Origin of the sequence: Psychrobacter sp. R86515, assembly GCF_042466315.1 — a bacterium.
GTDB lineage: Bacteria > Pseudomonadota > Gammaproteobacteria > Pseudomonadales > Moraxellaceae > Psychrobacter.
This window is the reverse complement of sequence record NZ_JAXHCC010000001.1, coordinates 737,797-751,925: the sequence shown is the minus strand read 5'-3', so window position 1 is coordinate 751,925 and position 14,129 is coordinate 737,797. Positions and strand designations below refer to the sequence as shown.

Below are 14,129 nucleotides of genomic sequence, written 5' to 3'. Positions count from 1 at the left end.
GGTATTACTCCTCATCTGTTTTTGGGGTCTGTCGGCCTTTTTTACTGACAGCGGTCTGTACTAATGTAATAAATTCAGAAACACTCATCACGCCAAGGTTCTCACCTTCGCGAGTTCGGACGTTAACACTGCCCGATTCGACTTCTTTATCCCCTAATACTAGCATATAGGGAATACGTTCTAATGTTTTCTCTCGTATCTTAAATCCAATCTTTTCGTTACGCAAGTCGCTAATAGCACGCAAACCTGCATTTTTGAGCTCGCTAACCACGTTTTCACATGCATCAGCTTGTTTGTCAGTGATGTTCATGACCACAACTTGCTGCGGTGCTAGCCATACTGGCATCCAACCGGCATAGTTTTCGATCAAAATACCGATGAAACGCTCAAACGAACCTAAGATTGCACGGTGCAACATAATAGGTACTTCACGATCGTTTTGCTCATTGACGAACTCTGCATCGAGACGCTCAGGCATGTTTGGATCAACCTGAATGGTACCGCACTGCCAAATACGTCCTAATGAATCCTTTAGACTAAACTCAATCTTTGGACCGTAGAATGCACCTTCGCCAGGTAAGTAATCCCAGTCTAGCCCTGAGCTATCAAGCGCATCTGCTAGCGCTTTTTCTGCAAAGTCCCAAGACTCATCACTACCAACGCGTTTTTCAGGGCGGGTAGAAAGCTTCATAATAATATTATCAAAGCCAAAATCTTCATAGACCGCAAGCGTTAGCTTAATAAAGTCAGCGACTTCTTGTTGAATCTGTGCCTGCGTACAGAAGATATGCGCATCATCTTGAGTAAAACCACGTACACGCATCAAACCATGCAATGAACCTGACGGCTCATTACGATGACAAGAACCAAATTCAGCCATACGTAGTGGCAAATCACGGTAAGACTTTAGGCCTTGGTTAAACACTTGCACGTGACAAGGGCAGTTCATTGGTTTTACCGCATAATCACGGTTTTCACTAGAAGTCGTGAACATATTGGTTGCATAGTTGCCCCAATGTCCTGAGCGCTCCCACAAACTACGATCGACGATTTGAGGTGTTTTAATCTCTTCATAGCCGTTGTCGTATTGTACTTTGCGCATATATTGCTCAAGTACTTGATAAATCGTCCAACCATTAGCATGCCAGAACACCATACCTGGCGCTTGCTCTTGCATATGAAATAGGTGCAGCGCTTTACCGATTTTACGATGATCACGTTTTTCTGCTTCTTCAATACGCTGAATATAAGCTTTTAGCTGTTTCTTATCAGCCCACGCAGTACCATAGATACGTTGTAACTGCTCGTTTTTTGCATCGCCGCGCCAATAAGCACCTGACATTTTGGTCAGTTTAAATACTTTCAAAAAGCGAGTGTTTGGCACATGCGGGCCACGGCACATATCGACGTATTCTTGGTGATGATACAAGCCAAACGCTTCTTCACCTGGCATATCATTAATAAGTTTTAGCTTATAGTCTTCGTTACGTGATTCAAATATCTCAATCGCTTCGGCACGTGGCGTCATTTTTTTAATAACGTCATAATCTTGCTTGATCAGCTCCATCATGCGTCTTTCAATCGCTTCCATATGCTCAGGCGTAAATGGCGTTTCACTAAAGATATCGTAATAAAAACCATCATCAATAACAGGACCAATTACCATTTTTACATCAGGGTAGAGCTGTTTAACAGCATGACCTAACAGGTGAGCGCATGAGTGACGAATAATATCAACACCGTCGTCATCTTTTGGCGTTACGATTTCAACATTGGCATCAGCGACGATAGGATCATGTGCATCTACCAGATGACCATTCACACGTCCAGCAACCGTCGCTTTAGCGAGTCCTGTCCCAATACTTTGTGCCACTTCCATGACTGTTGTATAACCTTCAAAGTCTTTTACACTACCATCGGGTAAAGTAATCGCTACCATAATCTATTCGCCTATTATTGAGTCCGTTGGCAGTGATGATTGCAACCATCAATCATATAACCGTGAGACAACATCAATTATATCTAATCATTGTGATATGTTGTGAAAAGGACGCATTACCTAGAGTCTTACTATGACTATATATGCTAGAGCTGATGTAAGGCTTAAAGCCAGTTAATCAATAGCATTACAGCAAAACGCATTTCGCTATAGAAGCAATATAACAGCCAACATATATAAGTAATGCAGCAAAATACCTATTATAGCAAAAACCGTCTCTTAACACTAGATATCAAGGGATTGCGCGACGACTAATATAACAGCCATATCTTATGATAAGGGTAGTATCAGATACTGCACTATATAGAACAATACATTGAAAGCATCATATAAACCCGAATAACTTAGCTCCTATATAGTGCTACTTATATGAATATCAACATTGAGAAATATGAGAGACAATTTACTTAGAAGGGACATGCAAGAAGATCAGGATGAATAAGCCTAGTTATTATGATTAAATAAAGCCTACCTTTATTAAAAATTGGTGAATTAAATCGTATTACACACTAGTATTAAAGAAATAAAGAACCTCAATTCTATAACCCATTGAAAGAAATACAGATTTATTCATCTACTAAAATAAGATTAAAAACATTAATAAAACGGGTTGACACAAAAGTTAAACCGTCTATAATACGCACCTCATCAAGACGAGCTGGAAGTAGCTAGTGTGTAGATTACACATTAATAACCCAGTTAACTTGTTGAAACAAATTAAAAAAAGAAGTTGACAGACTATTAAAACATGATATGATGGTCAGCTCGCTAAATAGGATAAGCCATATTGGCTGACTTATTTAGTTTGAAATACTAGCACTGGACGACAGTGTCAGACATTATTTAAAAGCATAACTAAAGAACAACTTGTGTGGATTTTTGCTGATTCAGAATGCTAAAAAATAAAGTTGACTATCTTTTCTTTTCGGGAAGATTATTAACTATAAAAATTGTCATTTAAGACAGCAGAAAAACTCAAAGTTAATTCATTACGAACATAATTTTTAGCGATTTTGCCAGATTAAATGAGCCAAGTTTAGAAGCTTCTTTAAAGAGCTTCATAGCAAGATTAAACTGAAGAGTTTGATCATGGCTCAGATTGAACGCTGGCGGCAGGCTTAACACATGCAAGTCGAGCGGAAACGATGGTAGCTTGCTACCAGGCGTCGAGCGGCGGACGGGTGAGTAATACTTAGGAATCTACCTAGTAGTGGGGGATAGCACGGGGAAACTCGTATTAATACCGCATACGACCTACGGGAGAAAGGGGGCAGTTTACTGCTCTCGCTATTAGATGAGCCTAAGTCGGATTAGCTAGATGGTGGGGTAAAGGCCTACCATGGCGACGATCTGTAGCTGGTCTGAGAGGATGATCAGCCACACCGGGACTGAGACACGGCCCGGACTCCTACGGGAGGCAGCAGTGGGGAATATTGGACAATGGGGGAAACCCTGATCCAGCCATGCCGCGTGTGTGAAGAAGGCCTTTTGGTTGTAAAGCACTTTAAGCAGTGAAGAAGACTCTTCGGTTAATACCCGGAGACGATGACATTAGCTGCAGAATAAGCACCGGCTAACTCTGTGCCAGCAGCCGCGGTAATACAGAGGGTGCAAGCGTTAATCGGAATTACTGGGCGTAAAGCGAGCGTAGGTGGCTTGATAAGTCAGATGTGAAATCCCCGGGCTTAACCTGGGAACTGCATCTGAAACTGTTAGGCTAGAGTAGGTGAGAGGGAAGTAGAATTTCAGGTGTAGCGGTGAAATGCGTAGAGATCTGAAGGAATACCGATGGCGAAGGCAGCTTCCTGGCATCATACTGACACTGAGGCTCGAAAGCGTGGGTAGCAAACAGGATTAGATACCCTGGTAGTCCACGCCGTAAACGATGTCTACTAGTCGTTGGGTCCCTTGAGGACTTAGTGACGCAGCTAACGCAATAAGTAGACCGCCTGGGGAGTACGGCCGCAAGGTTAAAACTCAAATGAATTGACGGGGGCCCGCACAAGCGGTGGAGCATGTGGTTTAATTCGATGCAACGCGAAGAACCTTACCTGGTCTTGACATATCTAGAATCCTGCAGAGATGCGGGAGTGCCTTCGGGAATTAGAATACAGGTGCTGCATGGCTGTCGTCAGCTCGTGTCGTGAGATGTTGGGTTAAGTCCCGCAACGAGCGCAACCCTTGTCCTTAGTTACCAGCGGGTTAAGCCGGGAACTCTAAGGATACTGCCAGTGACAAACTGGAGGAAGGCGGGGACGACGTCAAGTCATCATGGCCCTTACGACCAGGGCTACACACGTGCTACAATGGTAGGTACAGAGGGCAGCTACACAGCGATGTGATGCGAATCTCAAAAAGCCTATCGTAGTCCAGATTGGAGTCTGCAACTCGACTCCATGAAGTAGGAATCGCTAGTAATCGCGGATCAGAATGCCGCGGTGAATACGTTCCCGGGCCTTGTACACACCGCCCGTCACACCATGGGAGTTGATTGCACCAGAAGTGGATAGCTTAACCTTCGGGGAGGCGTTCACCACGGTGTGGTTGATGACTGGGGTGAAGTCGTAACAAGGTAGCCGTAGGGGAACCTGCGGCTGGATCACCTCCTTATAGACGCATTCGGTCAGCAAGAATTCACAACAAGTTGTTCTTTAGTTTAAGCTTACGTTTTTAACAAACGTATTAGGGTCTGTAGCTCAGCTGGTTAGAGCACCGTGTTGATAACGCGGGGGTCGGTGGTTCAAGTCCACCTAGACCCACCATTTTACAATGGGGCCATAGCTCAGTTGGTAGAGCGCCTGCCTTGCACGCAGGAGGTCAACGGTTCGACTCCGTTTGGCTCCACCACTACTAAGACGGTTAAGTAAGCTTTAGATGCCAATAAATAAATAGGTATTAAATAGAAACAAGTGATTGTGATTGATTACTTCTTTCTGTTTTATACAGAATCTGTGACTCGACGAGAGCATAGAGACTATTTAAAAACATAGATATGAGTCTGGGTTAGGAAGAGCGTGTTCACGCGCACTTCTTAACCTTAATAACTCACCTCTTAACGACATCAGTTGTTATCCCAGGGGTGAGTTATTAAAAAAAGTAAAGAGAACTGAATCAAGCGTATAAACATAGGTGATATCGTTATCATAATTAGATTGTATGACACTTAGAAGTCGAAAGACTACTTGGGGTTGTATGGTCAAGTAATGAAGCGCACATGGTGGATGCCTTGGCAGTCAGAGGCGATGAAAGACGTGACAGCCTGCGATAAGCTTCGGGGAGGCGGCAATATCCTGTGATCCGGAGATTTCTGAATGGGGAAACCCACTTACCATAAGGTAGGTATCCTAATTTATTAGGAAGCGAACGAGGGGAAGTGAAACATCTCAGTACCCTTAGGAATAGACATCAATTGAGATTCCCCTAGTAGCGGCGAGCGAACGGGGAGAAGCCGATTAATTCTAATGTAGAAGAACAGCGTGGGAAAGCTGACCGTAGTAGGTGATAGTCCTGTATTCGAAACATTAGAGTTAACATATTAAGTAGAGCGGGGCACGAGAAATCCTGTTTGAAGATGGGGGGACCATCCTCCAAGGCTAAATACTCCTGACTGACCGATAGTGAACCAGTACCGTGAGGGAAAGGCGAAAAGAACCCCTGTGAGGGGAGTGAAATAGAACCTGAAACCGTGTGCGTACAAGCAGTGGGAGCCCACTTGTTGGGTGACCGCGTACCTTTTGTATAATGGGTCAGCGACTTATATTCTGTAGCAAGGTTAACCGTTTAGGGGAGCCGTAGGGAAACCGAGTCTTAATAGGGCGTTTAGTTGCAGGGTATAGACCCGAAACCGAGTGATCTATCCATGAGCAGGTTGAAAGTGCCGTAACAGGCACCGGAGGACCGAACCCACTGTCGTTGAAAAGCCAGGGGATGACTTGTGGATAGGGGTGAAAGGCTAATCAAACTCGGTGATAGCTGGTTCTCCCCGAAAGCTATTTAGGTAGCGCCTCGGACGAACACCATTGGGGGTAGAGCACTGTTTCGGCTAGGGGGTCATACCGACTTACCAAACCGATGCAAACTCCGAATACCGATGAGTGATATCCGGGAGACACACGGTGGGTGCTAACGTCCATCGTGGAGAGGGAAACAACCCAGACCGCCAGCTAAGGCCCCAAATTCCTAGTTAAGTGGGAAACGAGGTGGGAAGGCATAGACAGCTAGGAGGTTGGCTTAGAAGCAGCCATCCTTTAAAGAAAGCGTAATAGCTCACTAGTCGAGTCGGCCCGCGCGGAAGATGTAACGGGGCTCAAACTAGGAGCCGAAGCTGCGGATTTGAATTTGTTTTCAAGTGGTAGGGGAGCGTTGTGTAAGCCTGTGAAGGTGTGTTGTAAAGCATGCTGGAGGTATCACAAGAGCGAATGCTGACGTGAGTAACGATAATGCGAGTGAAAAGCTCGCACGCCGGAAGATCAAGGGTTCCAGTCCAACGTTAATCGGGGCTGGGTGAGTCGACCCCTAAGGCGAGGCCGAAAGGCGTAGTCGATGGGAAATCGGTTAATATTCCGATACTTGTTTATAATGCGATGGAGGGACGGAGAAGGTTATGTCAGCCTGGCGTTGGTTGTCCAGGTGAAAGGATGTAGGTTTATAGCTTAGGTAAATCCGGGCTATTTTATACCGAGATCTGATAGCAAGCTGTACTTGTACAGCGAAGTGGCAAATACCATGCTTCCAGGAAAAGCTTCTAAGCAATAGTTATAAACGAATCGTACCCTAAACCGACACAGGTGATCAGGTAGAGAATACCAAGGCGCTTGAGAGAACTCTGCTGAAGGAACTAGGCAAAATGGTACCGTAACTTCGGGAGAAGGTACGCTGTTGATGGTGATAGGACTTGCTCCTTGAGCTGTTGGCAGTCGCAGATACCAGGCTGCTGCAACTGTTTATTAAAAACACAGCACTCTGCAAACACGAAAGTGGACGTATAGGGTGTGATGTCTGCCCGGTGCTGGAAGGTTAATTGATGGGGTTAGCGTAAGCGAAGCTCTTGATCGAAGCCCCAGTAAACGGCGGCCGTAACTATAACGGTCCTAAGGTAGCGAAATTCCTTGTCGGGTAAGTTCCGACCTGCACGAATGACATAATGATGGCAGCGCTGTCTCCAGCAGAGACTCAGTGAAATCGAAATCGCAGTGAAGATGCTGTGTACCCGCGGCTAGACGGAAAGACCCCGTGAACCTTTACTACAGCTTTACATTGAACTTTGACCTGACTTGTGCAGGATAGGTGGGAGGCTTTGAAGCCGAGACGCTAGTCTCGGTGGAGCCAATCTTGAAATACCACCCTGGTCATGTTGGGGTTCTAACTCAGGTATAACAATACCGAGGACAATGTATGGTGGGTAGTTTGACTGGGGCGGTCTCCTCCTAAAGAGTAACGGAGGAGTACGAAGGTGCGCTCAGACCGGTCGGAAATCGGTCGTAGAGTATAAAGGCAAAAGCGCGCTTAACTGCGAGACCCACAAGTCGAGCAGGTACGAAAGTAGGTCTTAGTGATCCGGTGGTTCTGTATGGAAGGGCCATCGCTCAACGGATAAAAGGTACTCTGGGGATAACAGGCTGATACCGCCCAAGAGTTCATATCGACGGCGGTGTTTGGCACCTCGATGTCGGCTCATCTCATCCTAGGGCTGAAGCAGGTCCTAAGGGTATGGCTGTTCGCCATTTAAAGAGGTACGCGAGCTGGGTTTAGAACGTCGTGAGACAGTTCGGTCCCTATCTACCGTGGGCGTTGGAAATTTGAGAGGATCTGCTCCTAGTACGAGAGGACCAGAGTGGACGAACCTCTGGTGTTCGGGTTGTCACGCCAGTGGCATTGCCCGGTAGCTACGTTCGGATGGGATAACCGCTGAAAGCATCTAAGCGGGAAGCCCACCTCAAGATTAGATTTCCCTAAAGAGCCGTTCAAGACTAGGACGTTGATAGGCAGGGTGTGGAAGCGCAGCGATGCGTGTAGCTAACCTGTACTAATTGCTCGTTTGGCTTGACCATACAACACCCAAGTGGTTTGTATACAAGTCTAATTAATCTATCTTGTATAGCTCAGGCTATAGAATAAGAAAGAATATTTCGATATCACCTTTAACCTTGATTCAGTAGGTTACAAGTTGATCGACAACAAGTTCAAACTTGGTGTCAATAAAAACAACAACAGACTCATATCTAACCCCCTTTGCTGACGACAATAGCGCGATGGCCCCACCTGATCCCTTCCCGAACTCAGAAGTGAAACATCGTAGCGCCAATGGTAGTGTGGTTCGCCCATGTGAGAGTAGGTCATCGTCAGCTCTCTATTCTAGATAAAGCCTCCTCCGCTAACGCGGAGGGGGCTTTTCTTTGTGCGCGGTTTGGTGATAATTCTTCGATTAACAGCCGCCAATCCCGTTCAGTAAAATAATTATAAAAAAAGCTCAATTAACCTTGACCCAGACTCAAACAAGCGTATAATGCCACCCAGTCGAAAGGGAAGTGGTTTACTGATTTGAATGATTCAGATTGTTTGAATTAAATGAAAATACTTCTTGACTAAATAAATATAGCGTCTATAATACGCACCTCATCAAGACGAGCTGGAAGTAGCTAGTGTGTAGATTACACATTAATAACCCAGTTAACTTGTTGAAACAAATTAAAAAAAGAAGTTGACAGACTATTAAAACATGATATGATGGTCAGCTCGCTAAATAGGATAAGCCATATTGGCTGACTTATTTAGTTTGAAATACTAGCACTGGACGACAGTGTCAGACATTATTTAAAAGCATAACTAAAGAACAACTTGTGTGGATTTTTGCTGATTCAGAATGCTAAAAAATAAAGTTGACTATCTTTTCTTTTCGGAAAGATTATTAACTATATAAATTATCATTTAAGACAGCAGAAAAACTCAAAGTTAATTCATTACGAACATAATTTTTAGCGATTTTGCCAGATTAGATGAGCCAAGTTTAGAAGCTTCTTTAAAGAGCTTCATAGCAAGATTAAACTGAAGAGTTTGATCATGGCTCAGATTGAACGCTGGCGGCAGGCTTAACACATGCAAGTCGAGCGGAAACGATGGTAGCTTGCTACCAGGCGTCGAGCGGCGGACGGGTGAGTAATACTTAGGAATCTACCTAGTAGTGGGGGATAGCACGGGGAAACTCGTATTAATACCGCATACGACCTACGGGAGAAAGGGGGCAGTTTACTGCTCTCGCTATTAGATGAGCCTAAGTCGGATTAGCTAGATGGTGGGGTAAAGGCCTACCATGGCGACGATCTGTAGCTGGTCTGAGAGGATGATCAGCCACACCGGGACTGAGACACGGCCCGGACTCCTACGGGAGGCAGCAGTGGGGAATATTGGACAATGGGGGAAACCCTGATCCAGCCATGCCGCGTGTGTGAAGAAGGCCTTTTGGTTGTAAAGCACTTTAAGCAGTGAAGAAGACTCTTCGGTTAATACCCGGAGACGATGACATTAGCTGCAGAATAAGCACCGGCTAACTCTGTGCCAGCAGCCGCGGTAATACAGAGGGTGCAAGCGTTAATCGGAATTACTGGGCGTAAAGCGAGCGTAGGTGGCTTGATAAGTCAGATGTGAAATCCCCGGGCTTAACCTGGGAACTGCATCTGAAACTGTTAGGCTAGAGTAGGTGAGAGGGAAGTAGAATTTCAGGTGTAGCGGTGAAATGCGTAGAGATCTGAAGGAATACCGATGGCGAAGGCAGCTTCCTGGCATCATACTGACACTGAGGCTCGAAAGCGTGGGTAGCAAACAGGATTAGATACCCTGGTAGTCCACGCCGTAAACGATGTCTACTAGTCGTTGGGTCCCTTGAGGACTTAGTGACGCAGCTAACGCAATAAGTAGACCGCCTGGGGAGTACGGCCGCAAGGTTAAAACTCAAATGAATTGACGGGGGCCCGCACAAGCGGTGGAGCATGTGGTTTAATTCGATGCAACGCGAAGAACCTTACCTGGTCTTGACATATCTAGAATCCTGCAGAGATGCGGGAGTGCCTTCGGGAATTAGAATACAGGTGCTGCATGGCTGTCGTCAGCTCGTGTCGTGAGATGTTGGGTTAAGTCCCGCAACGAGCGCAACCCTTGTCCTTAGTTACCAGCGGGTTAAGCCGGGAACTCTAAGGATACTGCCAGTGACAAACTGGAGGAAGGCGGGGACGACGTCAAGTCATCATGGCCCTTACGACCAGGGCTACACACGTGCTACAATGGTAGGTACAGAGGGCAGCTACACAGCGATGTGATGCGAATCTCAAAAAGCCTATCGTAGTCCAGATTGGAGTCTGCAACTCGACTCCATGAAGTAGGAATCGCTAGTAATCGCGGATCAGAATGCCGCGGTGAATACGTTCCCGGGCCTTGTACACACCGCCCGTCACACCATGGGAGTTGATTGCACCAGAAGTGGATAGCTTAACCTTCGGGGAGGCGTTCACCACGGTGTGGTTGATGACTGGGGTGAAGTCGTAACAAGGTAGCCGTAGGGGAACCTGCGGCTGGATCACCTCCTTATAGACGCATTCGGTCAGCAAGAATTCACAACAAGTTGTTCTTTAGTTTAAGCTTACGTTTTAACAAACGTATTAGGGTCTGTAGCTCAGCTGGTTAGAGCACCGTGTTGATAACGCGGGGGTCGGTGGTTCAAGTCCACCTAGACCCACCATTTTACAATGGGGCCATAGCTCAGTTGGTAGAGCGCCTGCCTTGCACGCAGGAGGTCAACGGTTCGACTCCGTTTGGCTCCACCACTACTAAGACGGTTAAGTAAGCTTTAGATGCCAATAAATAAATAGGTATTAAATAGAAACAAGTGATTGTGATTGATTACTTCTTTCTGTTTTATACAGAATCTGTGACTCGACGAGAGCATAGAGACTATTTAAAAACATAGATATGAGTCTGGGTTAGGAAGAGCGTGTTCACGCGCACTTCTTAACCTTAATAACTCACCTCTTAACGACATCAGTTGTTATCCCAGGGGTGAGTTATTAAAAAAAAGTAAAGAGAACTGAATCAAGCGTATAAACATAGGTGATATCGTTATCATAATTAGATTGTATGACACTTAGAAGTCGAAAGACTACTTGGGGTTGTATGGTCAAGTAATGAAGCGCACATGGTGGATGCCTTGGCAGTCAGAGGCGATGAAAGACGTGACAGCCTGCGATAAGCTTCGGGGAGGCGGCAATATCCTGTGATCCGGAGATTTCTGAATGGGGAAACCCACTTACCATAAGGTAGGTATCCTAATTTATTAGGAAGCGAACGAGGGGAAGTGAAACATCTCAGTACCCTTAGGAATAGACATCAATTGAGATTCCCCTAGTAGCGGCGAGCGAACGGGGAGAAGCCGATTAATTCTAATGTAGAAGAACAGCGTGGGAAAGCTGACCGTAGTAGGTGATAGTCCTGTATTCGAAACATTAGAGTTAACATATTAAGTAGAGCGGGGCACGAGAAATCCTGTTTGAAGATGGGGGGACCATCCTCCAAGGCTAAATACTCCTGACTGACCGATAGTGAACCAGTACCGTGAGGGAAAGGCGAAAAGAACCCCTGTGAGGGGAGTGAAATAGAACCTGAAACCGTGTGCGTACAAGCAGTGGGAGCCCACTTGTTGGGTGACCGCGTACCTTTTGTATAATGGGTCAGCGACTTATATTCTGTAGCAAGGTTAACCGTTTAGGGGAGCCGTAGGGAAACCGAGTCTTAATAGGGCGTTTAGTTGCAGGGTATAGACCCGAAACCGAGTGATCTATCCATGAGCAGGTTGAAAGTGCCGTAACAGGCACCGGAGGACCGAACCCACTGTCGTTGAAAAGCCAGGGGATGACTTGTGGATAGGGGTGAAAGGCTAATCAAACTCGGTGATAGCTGGTTCTCCCCGAAAGCTATTTAGGTAGCGCCTCGGACGAACACCATTGGGGGTAGAGCACTGTTTCGGCTAGGGGGTCATACCGACTTACCAAACCGATGCAAACTCCGAATACCGATGAGTGATATCCGGGAGACACACGGTGGGTGCTAACGTCCATCGTGGAGAGGGAAACAACCCAGACCGCCAGCTAAGGCCCCAAATTCCTAGTTAAGTGGGAAACGAGGTGGGAAGGCATAGACAGCTAGGAGGTTGGCTTAGAAGCAGCCATCCTTTAAAGAAAGCGTAATAGCTCACTAGTCGAGTCGGCCCGCGCGGAAGATGTAACGGGGCTCAAACTAGGAGCCGAAGCTGCGGATTTGAATTTGTTTTCAAGTGGTAGGGGAGCGTTGTGTAAGCCTGTGAAGGTGTGTTGTAAAGCATGCTGGAGGTATCACAAGAGCGAATGCTGACGTGAGTAACGATAATGCGAGTGAAAAGCTCGCACGCCGGAAGATCAAGGGTTCCAGTCCAACGTTAATCGGGGCTGGGTGAGTCGACCCCTAAGGCGAGGCCGAAAGGCGTAGTCGATGGGAAATCGGTTAATATTCCGATACTTGTTTATAATGCGATGGAGGGACGGAGAAGGTTATGTCAGCCTGGCGTTGGTTGTCCAGGTGAAAGGATGTAGGTTTATAGCTTAGGTAAATCCGGGCTATTTTATACCGAGATCTGATAGCAAGCTGTACTTGTACAGCGAAGTGGCAAATACCATGCTTCCAGGAAAAGCTTCTAAGCAATAGTTATAAACGAATCGTACCCTAAACCGACACAGGTGATCAGGTAGAGAATACCAAGGCGCTTGAGAGAACTCTGCTGAAGGAACTAGGCAAAATGGTACCGTAACTTCGGGAGAAGGTACGCTGTTGATGGTGATAGGACTTGCTCCTTGAGCTGTTGGCAGTCGCAGATACCAGGCTGCTGCAACTGTTTATTAAAAACACAGCACTCTGCAAACACGAAAGTGGACGTATAGGGTGTGATGTCTGCCCGGTGCTGGAAGGTTAATTGATGGGGTTAGCGTAAGCGAAGCTCTTGATCGAAGCCCCAGTAAACGGCGGCCGTAACTATAACGGTCCTAAGGTAGCGAAATTCCTTGTCGGGTAAGTTCCGACCTGCACGAATGACATAATGATGGCAGCGCTGTCTCCAGCAGAGACTCAGTGAAATCGAAATCGCAGTGAAGATGCTGTGTACCCGCGGCTAGACGGAAAGACCCCGTGAACCTTTACTACAGCTTTACATTGAACTTTGACCTGACTTGTGCAGGATAGGTGGGAGGCTTTGAAGCCGAGACGCTAGTCTCGGTGGAGCCAATCTTGAAATACCACCCTGGTCATGTTGGGGTTCTAACTCAGGTATAACAATACCGAGGACAATGTATGGTGGGTAGTTTGACTGGGGCGGTCTCCTCCTAAAGAGTAACGGAGGAGTACGAAGGTGCGCTCAGACCGGTCGGAAATCGGTCGTAGAGTATAAAGGCAAAAGCGCGCTTAACTGCGAGACCCACAAGTTGAGCAGGTACGAAAGTAGGTCTTAGTGATCCGGTGGTTCTGTATGGAAGGGCCATCGCTCAACGGATAAAAGGTACTCTGGGGATAACAGGCTGATACCGCCCAAGAGTTCATATCGACGGCGGTGTTTGGCACCTCGATGTCGGCTCATCTCATCCTAGGGCTGAAGCAGGTCCTAAGGGTATGGCTGTTCGCCATTTAAAGAGGTACGCGAGCTGGGTTTAGAACGTCGTGAGACAGTTCGGTCCCTATCTACCGTGGGCGTTGGAAATTTGAGAGGATCTGCTCCTAGTACGAGAGGACCAGAGTGGACGAACCTCTGGTGTTCGGGTTGTCACGCCAGTGGCATTGCCCGGTAGCTACGTTCGGATGGGATAACCGCTGAAAGCATCTAAGCGGGAAGCCCACCTCAAGATTAGATTTCCCTAAAGAGCCGTTCAAGACTAGGACGTTGATAGGCAGGGTGTGGAAGCGCAGCGATGCGTGTAGCTAACCTGTACTAATTGCTCGTTTGGCTTGACCATACAACACCCAAGTGGTTTGTATACAAGTCTAATTAATCTATCTTGTATAGCTCAGGCTATAGAATAAGAAAGAATATTTCGATATCACCTTTAACCTTGATTCAGTTAGG

General features: G+C 46.5%; 1 protein-coding gene, 4 tRNA genes and 5 rRNA genes. 9 read left to right on the top strand and 1 reads right to left on the bottom strand.

Annotation, left to right across the window (positions count from 1 at the left end):
- Window positions 1-4: 4 nt before the first annotated feature.
- Window positions 5-1,939 (bottom strand): threonine--tRNA ligase, encoded by a 1,935-nt coding sequence (thrS, locus tag SJY28_RS03155; RefSeq protein WP_379543397.1) that lies wholly within the window; start codon window positions 1,937-1,939, stop codon window positions 5-7.
- Between the two features lie 1,131 nt (window positions 1,940-3,070).
- Here thrS and SJY28_RS03150 point away from each other — a divergent pair.
- The 9 genes from SJY28_RS03150 (at window position 3,071) to SJY28_RS03110 (ending at window position 14,019) form a co-directional block, all read left to right on the top strand.
- A 16S ribosomal RNA gene (locus SJY28_RS03150) occupies window positions 3,071-4,609 on the top strand.
- Between the two features lie 75 nt (window positions 4,610-4,684).
- Window positions 4,685-4,761: transfer RNA gene (locus SJY28_RS03145), tRNA-Ile, on the top strand.
- A 9-nt stretch (window positions 4,762-4,770) separates the two neighbouring features.
- Window positions 4,771-4,846: transfer RNA gene (locus tag SJY28_RS03140), tRNA-Ala, on the top strand.
- Between the two features lie 347 nt (window positions 4,847-5,193).
- A 23S ribosomal RNA gene (locus SJY28_RS03135) occupies window positions 5,194-8,049 on the top strand.
- Between the two features lie 183 nt (window positions 8,050-8,232).
- Window positions 8,233-8,346, top strand: a 5S ribosomal RNA gene (gene rrf / locus SJY28_RS03130).
- A gap of 694 nt (window positions 8,347-9,040) precedes the next feature.
- Window positions 9,041-10,579 (top strand): 16S ribosomal RNA (locus tag SJY28_RS03125).
- 74 nt (window positions 10,580-10,653) lie between these two features.
- A tRNA-Ile gene (locus SJY28_RS03120) sits at window positions 10,654-10,730 on the top strand.
- 9 nt (window positions 10,731-10,739) lie between these two features.
- Window positions 10,740-10,815, top strand: a tRNA-Ala gene (locus SJY28_RS03115).
- A gap of 348 nt (window positions 10,816-11,163) precedes the next feature.
- A 23S ribosomal RNA gene (locus tag SJY28_RS03110) occupies window positions 11,164-14,019 on the top strand.
- Together the 16S, 23S and 5S rRNA genes with 4 tRNA genes alongside form the textbook arrangement of a ribosomal RNA operon.
- Window positions 14,020-14,129 lie beyond the last annotated feature (110 nt).